This is a genomic window from Thermobaculum terrenum ATCC BAA-798 (assembly GCF_000025005.1).
Lineage (GTDB): Bacteria > Chloroflexota > Chloroflexia > Thermobaculales > Thermobaculaceae > Thermobaculum > Thermobaculum terrenum.
Window position 1 is genome coordinate 1831302 of record NC_013525.1, and the last position, 21170, is coordinate 1852471.

Sequence of the window (21170 nt, forward strand, 5' to 3'; positions counted from 1 at the left end):
AATAAATAACTATTGCATATCTATCTTGTTGTAGAAAGTTGTAAGCGCCTTCTCCAGCCTTTGCTGCCTGAGAGCGATGGTAAGATCACCCCTGGTTCTTTCCAATATACCTCTAACGTTATCGGTAGTGCGGCGCAGACCACCGGTGAGGGCATCTGGATAATCTACGGTCACTAGCAAGTTATAGATCTCGTCCATGATCTCCAGAAAGCGCTCGGCTTGCTCAACATCCTGATGCCGAATGATATCTAATACTTTTCTGCGGAGCTCGCCTACCGCCTCTCCAAGAGCATTCAGATAGGGCGACACATCCACCCCTATCTCATCCATATGCGGCACAGCATTGTGGCGTATCAGTGACAGGGTGATTCTAGCTTCCGCATACTCCTTCAGAGCATCTTGTACATAACCGGCCCAATATATATCTGGATGATCATGCAATTGCTGTTTGAGATCAGCTATCTGCTCTGCAACAGCATCAAGATCCTTTTGAGCTTCATCAAATTCGTCTCTGTGGGTGGCACGAATGGCGTTTGCAGAAGCTCTAATTATAGCTCTGGATACGGTCAATGCTATCTCACGCACGTTGTGCTTGGCTTCAAGCTTGGAAAGCGCATCAGAACCTATTTTATCTAGGCCTATCTCAGTTGCTATCGACATTCATCCTCCTTATGGGACTGTCTTTTACTTATCAAGTCTGAAGGTTATCAACTCCCCTACTATATCCATAAGCCCCCTCTTATTTATATCCTCTGGGGGATACTGCAAGATCAAGACCCCCTCAACCTGCAAGTATGACTGCCCGCAGCTTGTACAGAGCACGTGGCTATCAGCCAACTCAAGAGGTCCTCGACAACGCGGGCAGCAGATCATATCGGGAAGCCCTGCATCAGATCTTCGATCACCCACAGAATGCACAATTGTTTATTCGCCTTATACAACGGATTTTTGACGGATTATAACATTACCAGAAGATAAAAGTGCTCCTCTGTAGAGTTGCAGAGGAGCACGGGTAATTAGTCGAGGTATATTTCTAGATCATCTCCATTTACGCGGATTTGATAGACAGGAACCGGTCTCACCGCCGGTAAACTTCTTGGACGGCCAGTTCTTATGTCAAACTGAGAGCCGTGGAGAGGACACTCAACTAAGTATTCATCTGGATAAAATTCACCTTCAGATAAACGAGCATACTCATGCGAGCATATGTCGGAGATGGCATAATATTCGCCATCTACCTCATATATGCCTATCTCCTTTCCTTGCAGCTCTACATGCTTGACCTCGCCTGGCCTTATATCCTTAGTTTTAGCAACAGCATACCACTGCCCCATACAGGAATAACTCTCCCATAGGTAATAAAGTCATAAAATAAGGACTAATGACTAGAGGTCCTCATCAGTGTGAGGAATACCGTAGACCGCACCTTTGAGCACTTTCAGACTAAGGAGAGCGCACTTGACTCTAACAGGACTCAGCTGTATCCCCAGCATGTCAAGCACATCCTCTTTAGATATCTGCTTGACTTCCTCCAGAGGTTTACCTTCTACCATCTCAGTTAGCATCGAGGCTGAGGCCTGAGATATCGCACATCCCCTGCCTGAGAATTTAACCTCTTCAACCACATCATCTCTGATGCGGAGATCTATCCTGATCTCATCGCCGCAGAGAGGATTAGAGTCTTCATACGATAGGTCAGGATTATCTATTGTCCCTTTATTGCGTGGATTCCTGTAATGATCCAGTATGTACTCTCTGTAGAAATCTTCCATACCAAACCTTAGTTCAAAGTAATCTAACCAGTAATTCTACTATAGTTTGAACACCTCTCGGGCCTTCCAAAGTCCTTCGACCAAGGCGTCGACATCCTCTTTGGTGTTGTAGATATAGAAGCTGGCTCTAGTGGTAGCTGCGCAACCCAATCTCTCCATAAGAGGTTGAGCACAGTGGTGACCAGCCCTGACAGCTATATTTTCCTGATCCAGAATATGTGCGAGATCATGGGGATGTATATCCCCAAGATTGAAGCTAACGGCACTTCCATGGTCCTTGGCTGGCGGACCATACAGCACTAGATCTGGCACCTGTGATAGCTGCTCTAGTGCGTATTCTACCAATTCCCGCTCATGCTCTCGGACGTTCTCCATACCTATAGCCGAAAGATAATCTACTGCTACTCCCAGCCCAATTACTCCAGCTATATGAGGAGTTCCAGCCTCAAACTTCCAGGGCAGATCGTTGTAGCGGGTCCACTCTAGATGGACCTCCCTTATCATGTCACCACCACCAAAGAATGGTGGCATCGACTCAAGCAGTTCCCTCTTACCATAAAGAACCCCTATGCCAGTTGGGCCTAACATCTTATGGCCGGTGAAGGCCACGAAGTCTGCATCCCATTTCTGAACATCGACTGGCATGTGAGGTGCAGCCTGTGCTGCGTCGACCAACACTAAGGTGCCCACGGAGTGCGCAGCTTTTACTATCTCCTCAATGGGATTTATGGTACCTAGCACATTGGAAGCCGCAGTTACGGCCAAAATCTTTGGCCGTAACTGCAACACCCTATCTATATCCTCCCATCTGAGATAACCATCATCTGTGATGTGAACGAATTCCAGTCTAGCACCAGTCATCTGGGAAAGAATTTGCCAGGGAACTATGTTGGAGTGATGTTCCATTTCAGTGAAAACTATGATATCTCCCTGACGAACATTAGCTCTTCCCCAGCTATAAGCCACAAGGTTAATAGACCCAGTAGCGTTGGAGGTGAATATGACCTCTTTAGGACTGCGAGCGTTGATAAACTTCTGGATCTTGACCCTGGCTTCTTCGTAGCGAGCAGTAGACTCCTCGCTCAGTTTATATACTCCACGGTGAACGTTAGCGTTGTACCGGCTGTAATACTCATTGAGCGCGTCTATGACGACCTTAGGTTTCTGGCTTGTAGCACCGCTATCTAGGTAGACAAGCCTTTTACCATTGTGGGATTGCTGGAGTACTGGGAAATCATTGCGTATCGAATCCCAATCAACGGTTTGCGCTCTAGTAGTAGTCGAAACAGCCATAGTTATCACTCCATTTTCTTATCTATAGCAGCCAGAAGTCTGTCTCTTACTCCCTCAAGCGGGATTCTATTCACTATTGGCTCAAAGAAGCCATCAACTATCATCCTCTCGGCAGCTTTCCTACTAAGCCCTCGAGCCATCAGGTAGAAGAGCTGTTCTTTATCTATGGGACCAACGCTCGCACCATGGCTACAGCGTACATCGTTGGCCTCTATTTCAAGATTAGGAATAGAGTCAGCGCGTGCGCTGTCGGATAGCAACAGGTTGCGATTTGTCTGGTAGGCATCCGTCTTCTGAGCTCCAGGTCTGACCTTAATAAGCCCACTAAAGACAGCTCTTGCTGTATCCTTCAGCACACCTTTGTATAGAAGGTCACTTGTACAGTTAGGTTGAGCATGATCCTGAAGAGTGTGGTAATCAAAGAACTGAGAATCATCGCCGAAGTATATACCAAGCAGCTCAGAAACTCCGCCCTTCTCGGCCATGATAGTCTCTACGTTAGACTTAGAAAGTTTACCGCCGAGACCTATGTTTAGGCTGTTTTCCTGAGCATCTTTTAGTACTTTGTGTCTCTGTACGAGGAAGTGCCAGAAGTTTCTTCCCAGTTCCTGCACGCTTACATACCGTAGTTGCGATCCTTCACCTGCCACTACTTCGGCTCCAGCAACACTCAGGGACTCCGGCTCATCCTTCCAGTCTTCGGTATAATAGCGCTCTATGATGGCCAGACTGGAGCCCCTCTCAGCCACCACTAAGGATCTGGGGAACACAGCTAGCCCCGGGCTACTGAGCGTGAAACTGATCTGCACTGGCAGGTCTACTTGGACATTATTAGGAACGTATACAAAGACTCCATTACCAAAAGCATTAGCCAAGGCAGCAAATTTACTGTAGGCATCAGGCACTACTGAGAAAAGATACTGCCTAAGCAAATCAGGATACTCCCTGGCAGCTGTTGAGAGATCGGTCATTATTACCCCTTTAGCTGCCAGAGAATCATCTAGCCAAGATTGAACTAGCCTGCCATCCACAAACTGAGCGAAGCCACTTCTATGGTCCTCAGAGCTCTCAGGTAGATAGCTAGAGGATGCTTCTAGTGGAACCTGGAAATTATCGAAGTTGAGAGCCCGAATATCCGTTCTTCGCCACTCTTCATCCTGTAGCGTGGGCATTGGAGTATTTTCAAATGCCTCCCAAGCCCTAAGTCTGAGGTCTCTAAACCACTCGGGCTCATTCAAGGATTCTGAAAGATTAATCACCGTCTCGCGTGAAATGCGACCTGTATTGATAGCTGTTCTCGTAACTTCCATCCCTCTCCCTTCAACCAACTGAATTGATAATATCTGGGGGCTCTGGGAAGAGGGGAACACCCTCTTCCCAGCAAGGTTTCACTATCCTACGGAGCCTTCCATCTCCAACTGGATAAGCCTATTGAGCTCAACAGCATACTCCATCGGGAGCTCCTTTGCGATGGGCTCGATAAAGCCCGTCACTATCATGCTGTAGGCTTCAGCTTCGGATATACCCCTACTCATCAGGTAGAAGAGCTGCTCTTCGCCAACCTTACTAACGGTTGCTTCGTGACCTATCTCTACCTGGTCGTTCTCAATCTCAATGTATGGGTAGGTATCCGTTCGGCTTTCTTCATGGAGTAGCAGCGCATCGCAGCGCACGTTGCTCTTGCAGTGATGAGCATCCGGATACACCTTGAGAAGGCCGCGATAGCTAGCTCTACCATCATTCTTGCTTATGGACTTCGAAGTAATGGTAGAAGTGGTATAAGGAGCCACATGTATGACCTTCCCACCTGCATCCTGATGCTGTCCATGACCCGCGAAGGCTACGGATAGGATCTCACCCTTAGCACCTGGCTCCATTAGATAGATCGATGGATACTTCATAGTCAGCTTAGAGCCAAGGTTACCATCAACCCACTCCATAGTGGCATCCTTGTATGCCACAGCTCTCTTAGTAACCAGGTTGTACACATTCTTCGACCAGTTCTGTATAGTCGTGTAGCGAACCCTTGCCCCCTCTTTGACTATGATCTCGACCACAGCAGAGTGCAGGGAGTCAGTGCTGTAGACAGGTGCGGTACATCCTTCCACGTAGTGTACGTAGCTACCCTTGTCAGCTATGATCAAGGTGCGCTCGAACTGACCCATGTTCTCGGCATTTATACGGAAGTATGCCTGCAGGGGCAGCTCTACCTTGACGCCCTCAGGAACGTATATAAATGAACCACCGCTCCATACGGCGCTGTTCAGAGCCGCGAATTTATTGTCGTTAGGCGGCACAACTGTACCAAAATACTCTTTGAACAGTTCAGGGTATTCCTTCAATCCTGTATCTGTATCGAGGAATATAACTCCCTGAGACTCAAGCTCCTTCCTAAGGTTGTGATATACAACCTCGGACTCATACTGAGCACCAACACCGGCTAGAAACTTCCGCTCAGCTTCAGGGATACCCAAGCGATCAAACGTCTGCTTGATATAGTCGGGCACTTCATCCCAGGACCTGCCCTGTCTTTCGACAGGCTTGACGTAGTAGTAGATATCATCGAAGTTGATCTCGCTCAGATCACCACCCCAGGTAGGCATTGGCCTCTTAAGGAAGTGATCTAGGGCCTTTAGCCGGAACTTAGTCATCCACTCCGGCTCACCTTTCATCCAGGAGATCTCTTTGACTACCTCGGGAGATAGCCCTTTGCGGCTCTTGAAAACATAGTTCTCAGGATCCTTAAAGCCGTACTCGTATCGATCTTCAGAATGCCTCAGCTCTTCTTCTGTTATAGCCATTTTGCAAACTCCTTCCAAATTCCTAAACAGCCTAACAAGGTAGCTAGACTGCAGCCGCAAATTCCTGACGGACCCAATCGTAGCCCTTATCTTCTAGCTCCAGGGCTAGCTCGGGACCGCCAGAGGTAACGATCCTGCCATCGACTAGTACGTGAACCACATCAGGCTTGATGTAATTGAGGATTCTTTGATAGTGCGTGATGAGCAGGACCGTCATATCTTTGGTCTTGAGGGTATTGACGCCATCAGCCACTATCCTAAGAGCGTCAATATCCAATCCAGAGTCGGTCTCATCCATAATGGCCAGTTTGGGTTCGAGCATAGCCATCTGCAAGATCTCAGCCCTCTTCTTCTCCCCTCCAGAGAAGCCGTCGTTTATGTATCTGCTGGCAAAGCTCCTATCCATCTTGAGCATGGCCATTTTCTCATTTAACTTCTTGCGGAATTCGGGTACTGGCATGGGGGCCTCACCCCTGGCCTGACGTACAGCATTGACCGCACTACGCAGGAAGTTAGCCATGGTCACTCCTGGTATAGCCATCGGGTACTGGAACGCTAGAAAGATGCCTCTTTGAGCCCTCTCATCCGGCTCAAGCTCGAGAATGCTTTCGCCCTCAAATAGTATGTCGCCTTCTGTAACTTCGTAGTTGGGGTGACCCGCAAGCGTATAGCTTAATGTACTCTTTCCAGAACCGTTGGGGCCCATGATAGCATGGACTTTACCTTTCTCAAGTTCGAGATCCAGCCCCCTGATGATTTCCTTGTCCTCTTCTGCTAACTTGACATGTAGATCCTTGATAACTAGCACCTTGTCCATATACCAACTCCACTCCGTAGTTATGATTTTTACTGACTAAGCCTATGATAAGATTCAGGTTTGTGCCCCAAGTGCAGTTGCAGCTTATGGGGTGTGATCTGGTTGCTGGAACAGCACCCCTCTTCTCCCGCAGCTTCGCCTATATTGGCGATTTCAGAGAGTTTTGTAGAATCTAAAACCTGCCTGACCGCATCCCTAACTCTAGACCATAAAATCTGGGCCGAGCAATAATCACCTTTATAACAAGTAATCTCCGACTCGTCTTCAGTAGCGCACACCATGGGCACTATAGGACCTTCAAGAGACCTTATTATCTCACCCATGGTAATCTCTTCAGGTGGCTTTGCTAACTCATACCCACCCTTGGCGCCACGATGGCTCACAACCAACCCATCTCTGCGCAGGTTGGCTATAAGTTGTTCCAAGTAAGGCAAGGGCAAAAGTTCTTCTTCAGCTACACGTGCAAGTGATAGCGGTCCCTTACCATATTCCCGAGCCAGCATCATCATCAGTCTTACGCCATACTCGGCCCTTATAGAAAAGAGTGCTCGTTCTCTAGCAACCAATTCCGACCTCCTAAGTCGGAATTAGTATAGCAGATTTTCATCAGCTTTGCTAAGTGTACCTGCCACTTAAAGAGCTTTATAATTGGTAGAATAACCGCCGAAGAAACAAAATTCTTTAGGGGAGAAGATGCCCAGGACTATACGGCCAGCGACCAAAATTGTAGCTACCATAGGTCCAGCGACCAGCAGCGAGACCATGATTCGTGCGCTGATAGAGGCAGGCGTCGACGTCTTCCGACTCAACTTCTCGCATTCCGATCCAGAGATGCATGCCTCTGTCGCTAAGTCTATCAGAAAGATCTCTTCTCTTTTAGATATCCCTGTATCCATATTGCAAGATCTTCAAGGACCCAAGATAAGAGTAGGAGAGTTCGAAGGTGGTGGACCTATAACGCTGAGTGCAGGCGACAGGATCACTCTAACCAGCAGACCGGTGTTGGGGAATGCCAAGCTAGTACCCACTACTTATGAGCATATAGCAGAGGATACCAAGCCGGGAGACATAATACTCCTTGATGACGGCAACCTCGAGTTAAGGGTTCTAGACTCGAAGGATACCGATGTGTTGTGTGAAGTAGTACGAGGGGGGTTCCTTTATGAGCACAAGGGAATAAACCTTCCGGGAGTACCCCTCAGCACTCCCGCACTGACCGAAAAGGATATTCAGGACCTAAAGATAGGGCGTGAACTAGAAGTAGACTATGTGGCGCTAAGCTTCGTTAGGAAACCATCTGACGTAGAGCTAGCCAAGAAAGTGCTAAGAGACTTAGATTCAGATGCTCCAGTGATATCAAAGCTCGAGAAGCCTGAGGCCATAGCCAATCTAGACGACATCCTCTGTGTAAGTGATGGAGTAATGGTAGCTCGCGGTGACCTTGGAGTTGAGATGCCGCCTGAAAGAGTACCCATAATTCAGAAGCAGGTAATAAGGAAATGTCAGGAAAGAGGACTCCCAGCTATAACAGCCACCCAGATGTTGGAGAGCATGATCTCAAGTCCCAGACCCACTAGAGCAGAGGCAAGCGATGTCGCCAATGCGATTCTAGATGGGACGGATGCTGTAATGCTCTCTGGAGAGACAGCCGTAGGCAAATATCCAGTTGAAGCTGTACGCATGATGAGAAGAATAGCCATGGAGACCGAGAAGAGCATACCAACGCGAAAGACGGAGTCCTTCACCAACATGAATCCAGTTCGTGCTCTCAGTGACGCAGCATGTTCCATGGCTGAGGATTTACCCGAAGTGTGTGCTGTAGTTCCCATGACCAGGAGCGGTTACACCGCCCAGATTATGAGTAGCACTAGAGTTAGTGTGCCTATTCTTGCCTATACATATTCAGAAAAAGTAAGGCGAAGACTGGCGCTCTGGTGGGGTGTAAGAGCACTGCTAATGCCTAAGCAAGACAGGATTGAAGACTCTGTAGCCTGGGTAGAACAAGACTTGCTGGACCGTGGCTACGTAGAACCTGGATCTATGATATTGATAACTGGTGGCATGCCTATTCCAGGTCCAACAAAAACTAACTTCATCAAGTTGCACGTAGTCGCAGGGTCGGACACTTAGCCATTATGGAGAAAGAATAAACCATAGGGAGGAAGAGGTTGCCATACAGGCCAACAGTGCTAATCATCATGGATGGATGGGGTATAGCCCCAGAAGGCGAGGGTAACGCGGTCCATCTTGCACGTACTCCGAACTATGACCAGCTGTCTAGCTGCTGCCCATTCACTACTTTGCAAGCTTCTGGTGAGGCTGTGGGGTTGCCTAAAGGGCAGATGGGCAACTCTGAGGTAGGTCACCTCAATATCGGCGCTGGTTACGTCGTGCTACAGGACATGCCAAGGATAGATAAGTCTATAAAAGATGGTAGTTTCTATCGGAATCCCGCACTACTTAGTGCCATTGATAGCGCCAAGGAGAACAATGCCACATTACACTTGATGGGACTATTCAGCCCAGGGGGTGTGCATAGTCACTACAACCACTTGAAGGCCCTAATCGACATGGCCAAGCAAAATGGGCTCGATAGAGTTGCTGTACATGCCTTCCTGGACGGCAGAGATACACCACCCAAGAGCGCCCTGGATTACTTGCGCCATTGGATGCCCATATTCAAACAATCGGGTGTAAAACTAGCCAGCATAATTGGCCGTTATTACGCCATGGACAGGGATAAAAGATGGGACAGGACCAAGTTAGCCTATGACCTTTTGACCAAGGGGATAGGCGAGCAAACAAGTAATCCTATCGCCGCCCTCGAAAAATCTTACCAGGAAGGTATCACAGATGAATTCGTAAAGCCTATAGCCGTAGTGGATAATGGCTCTCCCGTAACTGTTAGACCGGGGGATAGCATAATCTTCTACAACTTCAGAGCCGACAGAGCACGGCAGCTGACTCGAGCATTTGTAGATCCTAACTTCAAAGAGTTCGAGCGCGACGTATATATTACACCTCTATACTACGTTACTATGACTGAATACGACCCTCAGATACCGGTAAGCGGTGTAGTTTTCAGAGCCTTCGATGTTGCTCATCCATTAGCCGAAGTTGTTTCCGAGGCTGGGCTCTCACAATTCCACGCTGCTGAAACCGAAAAATATGCTCATGTTACCTACTTTATCAATGGCGGGAGAGAGAAGCCCTTCGAAGGAGAGGAAAGGTTATTGGTGCCTTCCCCTAAGGTGCCTACTTACGACCTTCAACCCGAGATGAGCGCACCAGAGCTTGCGCAGAAAGTGGCAGAGCGCATAAGGCAGAAGAAAGATGGGTTGATTATAGTCAACTTTGCGAATCCTGACATGGTAGGTCACACGGGCGTTATATCCGCCGCAGTAAAAGCCTGCGAAACCGTGGATCAGGGAGTTGGTGAGTTGGTGAAGGCAACTACGGAGGTCGGTGGAGCAGCACTCATCATAGCCGATCATGGTAACGCCGAGACCATGCTTATGGAAGATGGCACCCCATGTACAACACATACTACTAATCCAGTTCCATGTATACTCGTAGGAGTCAGTAAAGTTAGGGGACTAAGAGCAGGGGGCAAGCTTGCCGACGTGGCGCCAACCCTACTCGACCTAATAGGAATACCCCCTCATCCAGATATGACTGGCTCCAGCTTAATTATCTGGGATTAGTCTTACTAACCTCCTGCTTTTACGATGCTTTTAGCGCTCTGGCTGATCCTTTAATGCCCTCTTTTACTCTTGATGCTTATGATGAGTTCGTACTTAGAAAGGAATCGGAGACACAAGGAGAGGGCAATTGGCAACAAGGAATGGGCACACCTATTCTTCTAAGGTAATAGAAAGCTTGGGGAGAGAATGTAATAACGATCTGGAATCCTTTATAGAGGATTTTCAAAACAGGAGAAAGGCTTATATGAATGCCAAAGAGCGCAGAGCACGACTTCTAACAGAACTTGAAGATGACGAGCGTGAGCCCATGGAATGGCATGAGCTCTTGTCATTACTAGAGGAAAGGGAATTGGCCATACAGGATCTTAGGGATGAGATAGCAGTGATAGAGAAAGAGCTCATGTTGCTCAAGCGAGAGATGCGGAGGACCAGAAGGAAGTTGCTTGAGAGCGGTGGCGTACCGACTCATGAATATGAAAAACTTGTTGCGTCCAAAACAGAGCCTACTAGAAGCCGAATAGAACCTCAAGATAGCGACGAGATGCCAAGTCCGTGGGCCCTTATTAAGCCTTGGTTGAGAAGCTTCCTGCCAAACTCAGCTTAGCTAATCAAGGCCATCAGTATTAGTTTGACGCCCAATATACTCAAGGGTAGAATTGGGCGTTATGTTTATGTACCCCAAAGGTGAAATTGCTCAGCCGATAAAGGTAGCTATACTCGGTAGTACAGGCTCGATAGGCACTCAGACTCTGGATGTTATAAGCTCACATCCAGATAAATTCAAGGTTGTAGCCTTAGCTGCAGGCAGCAACCGTAAACTACTTGAAGAGCAGATAGAACGTTTCAAGCCACAAATGTACTGCCTTGTTAGCGATAAACTCCCGGGTGGGCTAAGCGGACCTGAGGGGATGTTAGAGATAGCGGCATCTCCTCAGGTCGACTTGTTAGTGGTGGCTACAACCGGTTCTGCCGGATGGGAACCTACCATAGAAGGTATAAGGAACGGCAAGATAATTGCCCTGGCCAACAAAGAAGCCCTGGTCATGGCGGGCAGAATCATAGTATCTGAGGCGCATAAACACGATGCTATAGTTCGGCCTATAGACAGTGAGCATTCTGCAATATGGCAATGTCTGCAGGGGGAAGGCTTAGGAGATTCCAAATTACGAAGACCGGAAGGCGTAAAGAGGATTATACTAACCGCATCAGGCGGACCTTTCAGAGATACGCCTTTAGAGGAGATGAAACAAGTTACTCCATCTCAAGCGCTAGCCCACCCAAATTGGCGCATGGGGAACAAGGTAACTATAGATAGTGCCACTCTAATGAACAAGGGACTAGAAGTAATCGAGGCTCACTGGCTGTTTGACATGCCGTTTGAACAGCTAGATGTGGTGATCCATCCCCAAAGCATAGTGCACTCAATGGTTGAATTCAATGATGGCTCAATAAAAGCTCAACTTGGCATCCCAGACATGCGAGTGCCTATTCAATACGCCCTATGCTATCCGGAGCACTCCTACAATAGCAAACTAGGGTATCTGGATTTTACTAAGTCACTTGAGCTGCAATTCTACCCTCCAGACATGGCTAGGTTTCCATGCCTGAGTCTAGCTATAGAAGCTGGCAAGAAGGGCAGCACTTATCCCGCAGTATTGTCCGCTGCAGATGACGAAGCTGTAGCAGCATTCTTGGAAGGTCATATAGGATTCCTAGATATATCCTGTATAGTAGAGGAAGCTTTAGCTAAGCATGAAGCAATATGTAAAGATGAAGATATAGATCTAGAATCTATTAGACAGGCAGATAGGTGGGCCAGATTATTTGTAAAATCCTTCATCAAGTCCATGAAGGGCCGTAGCCGTATAGAAGTATAGGGGGTAGAAATTGGATCTAGGTTGGTTAGTCTATCTATGGATAATACCAGTGCTCGGGCTGCTGGTGTTTGTGCACGAGCTGGGGCACTTTGTAACTGCGCGACTAAACGGTATCAGAGTAGAAGAGTTCGGGTTCGGGTTTCCACCACGACTAATAGGTATAAAGCGTGGGGAGGTTATCTATAGCATTAACCTCATACCTGTTGGGGGCTTCGTGCGCATCTATGGTGAGAACGGAGAAGACCCCAACGACCCAAGGTCGTTTAGCTACAAGAAGCCTTGGCAAAGGGCGATAGTTCTAGCTGCTGGCTCTCTAATGAACCTTTTCTTAGCCATAATCATATTCACCCTACTGGCAATGACTGGGTTACCAGTTTCTAAGGGGGCTGTCATCAGGCAGGTAGCTGATAACTCACCCGCGGCGTCAGCAGGACTGCAGCCGGGGGATAAGATTAGATCTATAGACGGGATAAGCATAGATTCCCCCGATGATATAGCCAGAGTAATAGCAGGCAAACAGGGCCAAACAGTGACCATCGTCGTGGAGAGAGATGGAAGAACAATATCGAAGCAGGTAACACCAAGGGTAAATCCACCCAGAGGGCAGGGAGCAATCGGCATAGTTATATATCCAGAAACCGTAGTAACTCGTAAGTACAATCCTATCGCAGCTATCGGAGTGGGGATTAGTCATAGCTTTGAAGTAATAGCGACTATAGTGCAGGGCATAGGCGACCTAATCACTGGGAAGGTCGGCATAGGAGGCGTAATGGGGCCCATAGGTATTGCTGACGCCACCGGACAGATAGCGCGACAGAGCGCACTCAGAGGAATAGCTGAGTGGACAGCTCTCCTCTCAATCAACTTGTTCCTGGTAAATCTTTTACCTCTGCCAGCATTGGATGGAGGGAGGCTTATTTTCGTGATAATCGAGGCTATCCGCGGCAAGAAAATCTCGCCCAACAAAGAGGCCCTAGTGCACGCCGTTGGGATGATGCTGTTACTAGCCCTGCTTGCAATAATCAGTATCTTCGATGTGCTAAGGATAGCTGGAGGTACAGCTATACCATAAAGATAACCTCTTTCCACGATACTAACATTTATCTGGAGGAAAGAATTATATGTTGCCCTGGCGACGAGAGGAACACCCAACAGGGATAGACAAATTCAGGGGAATACTTGTCGCAATTGGAGACAACCCGATGGATGAAGCCGTGGTAAAGTTTGCCTGCTGGTTGACCAAAGGGACTAAGACTCCCATATATGCCGTGCACGTTATAGAGATGCCCTGGACAGAGCCTGTAGATGCCTCTCCAGACGAGGACGTTAGTATAAGGGCAGATAAAGTCTTGGAAAGAGCCCAAGCTATTGCAGACTCCATAGGAGCTCGAATAGACCTGGACCTGTTACAAGCCAGAACGGCAGGTACGGCCATAGTGGATGAGGCCACGGCTAGAGACTGCGACCTTATAGTTGTAGGATTACCATACAAGCGCAAGCATGGAGAGTACTACATGGGGACAACTATCCCCTATATACTTGAGCATGCCCCAATGAAAGTTATAGTGCTTAGAGGCACTCAAAGCTGAAGAGGATCCTATCAAACCCTCCTGTCAAAATGAACAAGAAGTCTACACCTATATTTGCTATAGCTAACCAGAAGGGTGGAGTCGGCAAGACCACCACAGCCGTCAATGTTAGCTCGTATCTTGCCGGGCGCGGTGTACGCACACTTCTAGTGGATCTCGACCCCCAAGGAAACGCCACAAGTAGCCTTGGAGTAGAGCCCCAAGGAGCGACTCTCTATGATCTGTTGTCCGGAGAAGAACTTGCTAAAGAAGTTATTCATCTAACCTCACAAACAGGGCTTGATCTATTGCCAGCAAGTAGGGACCTGGCAGCAGCCGAAGTAGAGTTTGCCTCGCTGCCTGATAGAGACAAGAGGCTAGAGATTGCACTTGAGCCAATACTCAACAACTACGACATAGTCATAATAGATTGTCCACCTTCGCTTGGATTGCTGACCATAAATGCGATGAGTAGCTCTAGAGGACTTATAGTACCCATACAATGTGAGTACCTGGCATTGGAAGGGTTAGGACACCTAGTCAGTACAATCCAACTAGTGAAGAGTAGGATAAACCCAACATTGGAGCTCTTCGGTATAGTTATGACTATGTTTGATAGCAGAACTAGGTTGTCGAAGCAAGTTGTGGAAGAAGTACAAAAACACTACCCAAACAAACTCTTCAGAACTCTTATACCGAGAAGCGTCTACCTTAGCGAGGCACCGAGCTATGGTCAAAGCATATTTGAGTATTATCCAAGCTCCAAAGCAGCGCTTGCATACAGCTCCCTGGGAGAAGAGTTTTTAGACAGAATAAAGCAGGTATACGGTCTTGCCTTTGACAGTAAGCCTGACCGTTAGTATAGAATGCACTATAAGAAGCTAAGGAGCATTGATATGTCCCTTGAAGACAAGCTGGAAACTCTGAAATCTTTATTGAGAGATATGGACAGCGTGCTGGTCGCCTATTCTGGGGGCGTTGACAGCACCCTGCTTGCAGCAGTAGCTTATGAAGTCTTGGGGGACAAGGCAGCAGCAGCCACAGCCATAAGTGAAAGCCTTCTAGAAGAAGAATTCAAAGAAGCCGAGGAAAACGCTAGAAAGATAGGTATAAGGTTCATACCTATTCACACTGAGGAGCTATCTGACCCCAGATACGTAGCTAACAATCCTGACAGATGTTACTACTGTAAGAGTGAACTATTTACGAAGCTCTCAGCGCTCGCGAAACAGGAAGGTTATGCAGTTGTAGTGGATGGCTTCAACTTGGATGATAGCCATGACTACCGCCCTGGCCATCAGGCAGCTAAGGAGCTAGGTATACGCAGCCCATTAGCAGAAGCAGGACTAACCAAGGCAGAAATACGCCAAATATCAAAGCTAAAGGGTCTACCCACCTGGGATAAACCGAGCATGCCTTGCCTTTCTTCCCGTATTCCCTATGGCAGCAGTGTAACTATCAAGAAGCTTCGCCAAATTGGGCAGAGCGAGCTAGCCCTGAGATCATTAGGATTTAGAGAGCTAAGGGTCAGGCATCATGGCGATGTCGCTCGCATCGAGGTACCAATCGAGGAGTTCCCAAAGGTACTTGAGAAGCGTGATGAGATAGTATCCGCCATCAAGGCTGCTGGTTTCCTCTATGTCTCCTTGGATCTTTCTGGATTACGTAGCGGTAGTTTGAACGACGTACTAAAGCTTACCCCAAATTACACTCACACTCATACAGCGAATTAAGATATAGAGCACATTGGGAGCTAGCTCCCAATGTGCTTGTCGAGAAACCTTACAACCTGCTCTGTGTAGTAGATCCTATTAGGCAGTTTCACTACACCGTGTCCCTCATCCTCAAATCGTATGTACTCTACATCCGTCCCTCTGGCGCGCAGGCTATCTACTATCTGCTCCGCCTCTCCCACAGGCACCCTTGGATCGTTAGTACCATGTACTACCAGCAACGGACAACTTATCCTGTCCACATGGTTGATAGGGGATATAGACTCCAGAAATTCTCGATCGTTCTCAAGGCTTCCGTATTCGGCTTCCCGAAGCTTCCTCCTCCATGGGCCAGTGTTCTCGAGGAAGGTCACGAAATTAGCTATACCGACTATATCTACCGCTGCTGCCCAAACATCCGGATAGGTGGTTATGGCCGATAGCACCATGAATCCACCATACGAACCTCCCATTATCGCTATCTTATCCTCTTGAGCTATGCCCGATTCTACTAACCAGTCCGCTGCAGCCTTTAAATCCGCTACTGAGTTCATTCGGAGGTAAACATCGTCCAAATGTGTATAAGATTTGCCATAACCAGTGCTGCCACGTACATTCGGGGCCAGTACGGCAAAACCATGGTGAACCAGGTATTGGATGGACGCATTAAAAATTGGCCTTGCCTGCGACTCAGGACCACCGTGCACGTGGACAACGACCGGTAGAGGAGGCTCCCTATCAGGCGGGAGATAGAGAAAAGCAGGGATCTCCAGACCATCAAAGCTTCGATACCTGATCAGCCTAGGCTCGGCAAATACGTCGTCAGGTATACCAGCCCTGCCAGCATAAGTAACCTGCCAGCACCTGTCAGAGGATACATCTACTGCCCAAACGTTCAGATTAAGGGAGGGAGAATACATAGAGAGTATTAGAGTCGAGCCATCATCAGATAGCTCTAGCTGTTGCGCAAGCACGCCAGAAGGAATATACTCTAAGGCTCTAATGTGGCCATCCTGCCAGATATATAGCCTGCTATAGCCATCCTCGTTAAGTGCATAGACGATCTTTGAGCCATCTTTGCTGACCGTAAGAGAATCTACATCCCAGTCGGTCTCGATCAAGTATCTGAAATCTCCATCGTTCAGATCTATCTCGGCAACTCCTACAAATTCTCTATCCTTATTAGAGGCAACTATCAGTCTGTCGGATCCAATGAAGTGAGGTGATACAAACAGCGCTTCCCCTTCATGCTGAGATAAAAGCTTACGGTCGCCAGATTCCAAATCCAGCAGGTAGATATTATTGTCCAGGTTAGTCTCAGACCTGGAGACAATCAGGTGACGGGCATCTGGACTCCATGCAGGAACAGAGTTCGTCCCATCGTCCTGCAAGACCATAATGGGATCCCCACCATCTAAAGATTTGATATAGACATCAAAGAACCTGGGGTCTCTTTTGTTTGAGGTATAGGCTATCCGCCTACCGTCAGGGCTCCAATCTCCCCACAAGTGAATGACATTCGGCTCTGGCTGTATAGGTTCGTGTACATAACCATCCAACAACACACCATGGATGCCATGTCGTTCATTGCCACCAGCATCCATGATGAACACCAGTCGGCTACCGTCTGGAGAAAACTTGACTCCTGATACTCTTTCTTCAAAGTAGGTAACCTGGTCTGGCCACTGTCCATCTATGGACGTGATCCAAACCTGGGGGACACCAGTCACATCATACAGAAACGCCACCTGTTTACCGCTAGGGCTGATCGACCCTGCATAAGCGTTGCGAACATGTAGGAACCTACGAAAGTCATACTTATGCAACCTCTTCACCTCTCACTCGATAATTAGGAGTAGCCTAAGTAATACGATAGCAGAAGTCGGAAATATATCTAAATTGGAGTAATATGGGTATTGCGTCTAGGCCGATAATATGGGCTTGAAGGTGAAGAGCAAATAGGAAAACTAAGGAAGAAGGTACATGCAAGAGAGACAGGTTCTAGTCACAGGAGCATCGGGATTTGTGGGCCCCTACCTGGTAAGAGAGCTTAAGACACAAGGCTGGCATGTATGGGCACTTTCAAGATCTGGTGCGCCAGTCGAGGGTGCAACTCCAGTCAGGGCAGATCTCCTAGATCGCGGAGCTATACAGCATATTATCCAAGACATTAGGCCGGACGTAATCTTTCATCTAGCGGCTCAAAGCTCAGTGTTCAGCTCCTTTGAACACCCAATATATACGATCGAGAATAACACATTAGGGGCAGCGAATTTGCTATACAGCGCGCTAGATATAGATCCGAAACCCAGAATCATAGCGATAGGTTCCGCGGAGGAATATGGTAAGGTAAAGCCCAACGAACTGCCGATAGACGAGAAGCAACCACTAGCTCCTATAAGCCCATACGCCGTGAGCAAGGCCGCACAGACACTGCTTGCTCTCAGCCTGCATGAGAGTCAAGAACTACCTGTTACGGTACTAAGGCCATTTAACCACACGGGCCCAGGGCAAAAACCCAGGCTAGTTATACCATCCATTGCAGAGCAGATAGCGCGTATAGAGGCAGGTCTATCGGAGCCGGTGATCAGGGTCGGCAATACAGAAAGCAAGCGTGACTTTACTGATGTTAGAGACATAGTAAAGGCTTACGTATTAGCCGTAGATAGATCGAGGTCTGGAGAGATCTACAACATAGGGACAGGTAGATCAGTGTCCATTCAATGGATATTGGAATTTCTGGTAGGACAATCCAAAATAGATATAAAAGTAGAGACGGATCCTAACAGGTTGAGACCTTCAGACATACCTGAGCTAAGATGCAATCCCGAGAAGTTTCGCAGAGATACGGGGTGGGAGGCGCATATACCACTGGAGCAGACCCTTATAGACATTCTTGACTATTGGAGAGATAGGGTCAAAAGCGATCAATACTTAGTGCGTCATGGGAGAGATACCATATGAAAACGGCGCTAATTACCGGCATAACTGGACAAGATGGTTCCTACCTAGCAGAGTTCCTGCTCGAAAAGGGCTATAGAGTTGTTGGCATGGTAAGGCGTACTAGCCTGGAAAACTTTGGAAGAATAAAGCACATCCAAGATGATATAGAGATAGTAACTGGAGATCTGCTAGATCAGCTTTCTCTGATAGATATCATCAAGGAATATAAACCAAATGAGGTCTACAACCTGGCAGCGCAGAGCTTTGTACCCACCAGCTGGACCCAACCAGTGCTAACTGGAGAGTTCACTGCGCTGGGAGTAACCCGTATGCTGGAGGCTATAAGACTTGTAGACCCCAGCATAAGGTTCTATCAGGCTTCCAGCTCAGAAATGTTTGGCAAGGTAAGAGAGACTCCCCAGAAAGAAACCACTCCTTTTTATCCACGTAGCCCCTACGGTGTAGCAAAGGTATACGGACATTACATCACGGTGAACTATCGAGAGTCATATGGAATATTCGCGTGTTCAGGAATATGCTTCAATCACGAATCCCCCAGGAGAGGACTAGAATTCGTTACTCGTAAAGTTAGCTATGGTGTAGCAAGGATCAAGCACGGGCTGCAAAAGGAACTTAGACTAGGTAACCTTGATGCCAAAAGAGATTGGGGATATACCGGCGATTACGTGAGGGCGATGTGGCTCATGCTGCAGCAGGATACTCCTGACGATTATGTTATAGCTACTGGAGAAACGCATTCTGTAAGGGAGTTGGTCGAATTAGCTTTTTCACATGTTGGACTTGACTATAGAGACTATGTAGTGGTCGATCCCAAGTACTTCCGAGCTGCCGAGGTCGACCTGCTAGTAGGAGACTCCACGAAAGCAAGGCAGAAGCTGGGCTGGCAGCCAACTGTGAAGTTCGAAGATTTAGTCAGAATGATGGTGGAAGCAGACATGGAATTAGTAGCCAGCCAGAAGGATGCTCCGCTCACACCGATGATCCGTTGATTCGTTAAAGAGCTAGGGAGGTGTAACCTGATATGGGAAACCCGATATACGTTATTGGTCACCGCAATCCGGACACTGATACTATAGTGTCCGCCATAGGCTATGCTGACCTGAAGCAACGCTCAGAAGAACTTGATACCAAGCCGGTACGTCTGGGCGATCTGTCAGCAGAAACAGCATTCGTTCTAGACAGGTTCGGAGTTGAGATCCCGGAGCTCATAAGTGACGTCTATACCAGGGTTTCCGATGTAATGAACAGAGCTCCGCAATACCTGAAAGCTTCTCACACGATAAGGGAGGCTGGCAGAGTAATACAGGACAAAAGGATCGTACCCGTAGTCGATGATCAACATAGATTGATCGGTGTATTGACCCTGGACGACGTAGCTGCTAGATACCTGCAGGAGTTGGACCTCTCGGGAGGAGCACAGCTAAAGCTTTCATACGATAGGATCGTACGCACGCTTGAAGCCGAGGTCCTCACTGGCACACCTGAGGGAGACTGGCAAGGCAGAGTGTCCGTGGCCGCTATGGCTACCAGCACCATTCAGCAGAGATTGCAACCGGGCGACATGGTCGTCGTGGGCAACCGCAAAGATGTCCAGGAACTTGCTATTTCTCGTGGAGCGGCCTGCGTTATAGTCGTAGGTAACCTTCGGCCTGATAAGTCCGTCATCGACTTCGCGAGATCCAGAGGCACTTTGCTTCTGCTTACCCCTCATGACTCTTATAGAGTTACACGTCTGCTCAATCTAAGTGTGGCAGTGGAAGAGGTAATGCGCAGGGAGGCTCCAACTGCCGATCCAGATGATCCGGCGTCAGAGGCTGCATCTCTGTTATCAACCACCGCTACCACAGCTCTACCAGTTGTCGACTCCGATAGGAAGCTCGTGGGCATAGTCACGAGATCAGATCTGCTTAGGTTCAAAGGGAAACAAGTCATATTGGTAGATCACAACCATAGATCACAAGCTGTAGAAGGACTTGAACAAGCACAGATACTAGAAATTATAGACCACCACAATCTGGGAGATCTTCATACTCCAGAGCCCATATTTATGAAGCTTGAACCTGTAGGCAGCACGAGCACTATAGTTGCGGAGATGTATCGAGATAGAGGTATTACGCCCTCACCGCAGATAGCAGGTATACTACTCTCCGGTATCATCTCGGACACATTACTCTTCAGATCTCCTACATCAACCCCCAGGGACGAAACGGCCGGAAGGTGGTTGGCTGATGTAGCATCTGTGGAACCTCAGGAACTTGCCTACGCCATGTTCAAGGCCAACTCTAACTATGACCAGAAGACTCCAATACAGATCTTGGAATCTAACTTAAAGATCTACGACTGGAATGGTAACAAGGTGGGAATAGGTCAAGCTGAGACCGTAGACATAGATTTCTTCAAGCAGCACAAGCAGGATTTCCTGTCGCAGATGCAAAAGTTCAAGCATGAGAAGGGTTTGAACTACCTCCTGTTCCTGGCCACAGATATACTGGACCAATCAAGCATCCTGTTCGTCCCCGAAGAGGATGAGGAACAAATAGTAACCAAGGCCTTTGGTGCACATCCCCGGGAAGGGACAGCCTATTTGAAAGGGGTAGTCAGCAGAAAGAAGCAGGTAGTACCCCCACTTGCTAGAGTACTTGAGAAATAAGCAGTTCTGGAG

At 48.0% G+C, this 21170-nt stretch carries 20 protein-coding genes; 11 read left to right on the forward strand and 9 right to left on the reverse strand.

What is annotated here, in order from left to right:
• Nucleotides 1-9: 9 nt before the first annotated feature.
• The 8 genes from TTER_RS08610 to TTER_RS08645 all read right to left on the reverse strand — a co-directional run bounded on the left by TTER_RS08610 (nt 10) and on the right by TTER_RS08645 (nt 7249).
• Nucleotides 10-660, reverse strand: coding sequence for a translin family protein (locus tag TTER_RS08610; RefSeq protein ID WP_012875632.1), 651 nt, complete (start codon nt 658-660; stop codon nt 10-12).
• A 356-nt stretch (nt 661-1016) separates the two neighbouring features.
• On the reverse strand, nt 1017-1334 hold the full coding sequence (locus tag TTER_RS08615; protein ID WP_012875634.1) for a non-heme iron oxygenase ferredoxin subunit: 318 nt from the start codon (nt 1332-1334) through the stop codon (nt 1017-1019).
• A 51-nt stretch (nt 1335-1385) separates the two neighbouring features.
• Nucleotides 1386-1772, reverse strand: coding sequence for a Fe-S cluster assembly sulfur transfer protein SufU (sufU, locus tag TTER_RS08620; RefSeq protein WP_012875635.1), 387 nt, complete (start codon nt 1770-1772; stop codon nt 1386-1388).
• 39 nt (nt 1773-1811) lie between these two features.
• The gene (locus tag TTER_RS08625; protein WP_012875636.1) at nt 1812-3065 is read right to left on the reverse strand and encodes a cysteine desulfurase; all 1254 of its coding nucleotides are present in this window, start codon (nt 3063-3065) and stop codon (nt 1812-1814) included.
• Between the two features lie 5 nt (nt 3066-3070).
• Complete coding sequence (gene sufD / locus TTER_RS08630; RefSeq protein WP_012875637.1) at nt 3071-4375, reverse strand: Fe-S cluster assembly protein SufD; 1305 nt, start codon at nt 4373-4375, stop codon at nt 3071-3073.
• Between the two features lie 81 nt (nt 4376-4456).
• A complete protein-coding gene (gene sufB, locus TTER_RS08635) occupies nt 4457-5866 on the reverse strand; it encodes a Fe-S cluster assembly protein SufB (protein WP_012875638.1) in 1410 nt (469 codons plus the stop codon).
• 43 nt (nt 5867-5909) lie between these two features.
• The gene (gene sufC, locus TTER_RS08640; RefSeq protein ID WP_012875639.1) at nt 5910-6683 is read right to left on the reverse strand and encodes a Fe-S cluster assembly ATPase SufC; all 774 of its coding nucleotides are present in this window, start codon (nt 6681-6683) and stop codon (nt 5910-5912) included.
• A gap of 29 nt (nt 6684-6712) precedes the next feature.
• The gene (locus TTER_RS08645) at nt 6713-7249 is read right to left on the reverse strand and encodes an RrF2 family transcriptional regulator (RefSeq protein WP_012875640.1); all 537 of its coding nucleotides are present in this window, start codon (nt 7247-7249) and stop codon (nt 6713-6715) included.
• A gap of 127 nt (nt 7250-7376) precedes the next feature.
• Between TTER_RS08645 and pyk the strand changes: the two genes are divergently transcribed.
• The 8 genes from pyk to larE all read left to right on the forward strand — a co-directional run bounded on the left by pyk (nt 7377) and on the right by larE (nt 15565).
• A complete protein-coding gene (gene pyk / locus TTER_RS08650) occupies nt 7377-8813 on the forward strand; it encodes a pyruvate kinase (protein ID WP_012875641.1) in 1437 nt (478 codons plus the stop codon).
• A gap of 38 nt (nt 8814-8851) precedes the next feature.
• The gene (gene gpmI / locus TTER_RS08655; RefSeq protein WP_012875642.1) at nt 8852-10387 is read left to right on the forward strand and encodes a 2,3-bisphosphoglycerate-independent phosphoglycerate mutase; all 1536 of its coding nucleotides are present in this window, start codon (nt 8852-8854) and stop codon (nt 10385-10387) included.
• Between the two features lie 127 nt (nt 10388-10514).
• The gene (locus TTER_RS08660) at nt 10515-10991 is read left to right on the forward strand and encodes a hypothetical protein (protein ID WP_012875643.1); all 477 of its coding nucleotides are present in this window, start codon (nt 10515-10517) and stop codon (nt 10989-10991) included.
• Nucleotides 10992-11052: 61 nt separating this feature from the next.
• Nucleotides 11053-12264, forward strand: coding sequence for a 1-deoxy-D-xylulose-5-phosphate reductoisomerase (locus TTER_RS08665; protein WP_012875644.1), 1212 nt, complete (start codon nt 11053-11055; stop codon nt 12262-12264).
• Between the two features lie 10 nt (nt 12265-12274).
• Nucleotides 12275-13336, forward strand: coding sequence for an RIP metalloprotease RseP (gene rseP / locus TTER_RS08670; RefSeq protein ID WP_012875645.1), 1062 nt, complete (start codon nt 12275-12277; stop codon nt 13334-13336).
• 49 nt (nt 13337-13385) lie between these two features.
• Nucleotides 13386-13853, forward strand: coding sequence for a universal stress protein (locus TTER_RS08675; RefSeq protein WP_012875646.1), 468 nt, complete (start codon nt 13386-13388; stop codon nt 13851-13853).
• Between the two features lie 29 nt (nt 13854-13882).
• Nucleotides 13883-14692, forward strand: coding sequence for a ParA family protein (locus TTER_RS08680; RefSeq protein WP_012875647.1), 810 nt, complete (start codon nt 13883-13885; stop codon nt 14690-14692).
• 36 nt (nt 14693-14728) lie between these two features.
• Nucleotides 14729-15565, forward strand: coding sequence for an ATP-dependent sacrificial sulfur transferase LarE (gene larE, locus TTER_RS08685; protein ID WP_012875648.1), 837 nt, complete (start codon nt 14729-14731; stop codon nt 15563-15565).
• Nucleotides 15566-15585: 20 nt separating this feature from the next.
• On the opposite strand, the gene TTER_RS08690 is transcribed toward larE, so the two are convergent.
• Complete coding sequence (locus tag TTER_RS08690) at nt 15586-17379, reverse strand: S9 family peptidase (RefSeq protein ID WP_241215201.1); 1794 nt, start codon at nt 17377-17379, stop codon at nt 15586-15588.
• A gap of 148 nt (nt 17380-17527) precedes the next feature.
• Between TTER_RS08690 and TTER_RS08695 the strand changes: the two genes are divergently transcribed.
• From TTER_RS08695 to TTER_RS08705, 3 genes are read left to right on the forward strand one after another with little or no spacing between them, the layout of a single operon-like run.
• The gene (locus tag TTER_RS08695; protein WP_012875650.1) at nt 17528-18508 is read left to right on the forward strand and encodes a GDP-mannose 4,6-dehydratase; all 981 of its coding nucleotides are present in this window, start codon (nt 17528-17530) and stop codon (nt 18506-18508) included.
• Nucleotides 18505-19497 carry a GDP-mannose 4,6-dehydratase gene (gene gmd, locus TTER_RS08700; RefSeq protein ID WP_012875651.1) on the forward strand — a complete coding sequence of 331 codons (993 nt, stop codon included), beginning with the start codon at nt 18505-18507 and terminating at the stop codon, nt 19495-19497. Before TTER_RS08695 ends, gmd begins: the two co-directional genes overlap by 4 nt.
• A 32-nt stretch (nt 19498-19529) precedes the next feature.
• Nucleotides 19530-21158: a putative manganese-dependent inorganic diphosphatase gene (locus tag TTER_RS08705; RefSeq protein WP_012875652.1), complete on the forward strand. Its 1629-nt coding sequence runs from the start codon at nt 19530-19532 to the stop codon at nt 21156-21158.
• Nucleotides 21159-21170: the final 12 nt, after the last annotated feature.

Excerpts from the sequence above, each read along its gene's own strand:
- TTER_RS08610 (WP_012875632.1), bottom strand. The coding sequence starts at position 660 with ATGTCGATAGCAACTGAGATAGGCCTAGATAAAATAGGTTCTGATGCG.
- TTER_RS08615 (WP_012875634.1), bottom strand. The coding sequence starts at position 1,334 with ATGGGGCAGTGGTATGCTGTTGCTAAAACTAAGGATATAAGGCCAGGC.
- sufU (WP_012875635.1), bottom strand. The coding sequence starts at position 1,772 with ATGGAAGATTTCTACAGAGAGTACATACTGGATCATTACAGGAATCCA.
- TTER_RS08625 (WP_012875636.1), bottom strand. The coding sequence starts at position 3,065 with ATGGCTGTTTCGACTACTACTAGAGCGCAAACCGTTGATTGGGATTCG.
- sufD (WP_012875637.1), bottom strand. The coding sequence starts at position 4,375 with ATGGAAGTTACGAGAACAGCTATCAATACAGGTCGCATTTCACGCGAG.
- sufB (WP_012875638.1), bottom strand. The coding sequence starts at position 5,866 with ATGGCTATAACAGAAGAAGAGCTGAGGCATTCTGAAGATCGATACGAG.
- sufC (WP_012875639.1), bottom strand. The coding sequence starts at position 6,683 with ATGGACAAGGTGCTAGTTATCAAGGATCTACATGTCAAGTTAGCAGAA.
- pyk (WP_012875641.1), top strand. The coding sequence starts at position 7,377 with ATGCCCAGGACTATACGGCCAGCGACCAAAATTGTAGCTACCATAGGT.
- TTER_RS08665 (WP_012875644.1), top strand. The coding sequence starts at position 11,053 with ATGTTTATGTACCCCAAAGGTGAAATTGCTCAGCCGATAAAGGTAGCT.
- TTER_RS08675 (WP_012875646.1), top strand. The coding sequence starts at position 13,386 with ATGTTGCCCTGGCGACGAGAGGAACACCCAACAGGGATAGACAAATTC.
- TTER_RS08680 (WP_012875647.1), top strand. The coding sequence starts at position 13,883 with ATGAACAAGAAGTCTACACCTATATTTGCTATAGCTAACCAGAAGGGT.
- larE (WP_012875648.1), top strand. The coding sequence starts at position 14,729 with ATGTCCCTTGAAGACAAGCTGGAAACTCTGAAATCTTTATTGAGAGAT.
- TTER_RS08695 (WP_012875650.1), top strand. The coding sequence starts at position 17,528 with ATGCAAGAGAGACAGGTTCTAGTCACAGGAGCATCGGGATTTGTGGGC.
- gmd (WP_012875651.1), top strand. The coding sequence starts at position 18,505 with ATGAAAACGGCGCTAATTACCGGCATAACTGGACAAGATGGTTCCTAC.
- TTER_RS08705 (WP_012875652.1), top strand. The coding sequence starts at position 19,530 with ATGGGAAACCCGATATACGTTATTGGTCACCGCAATCCGGACACTGAT.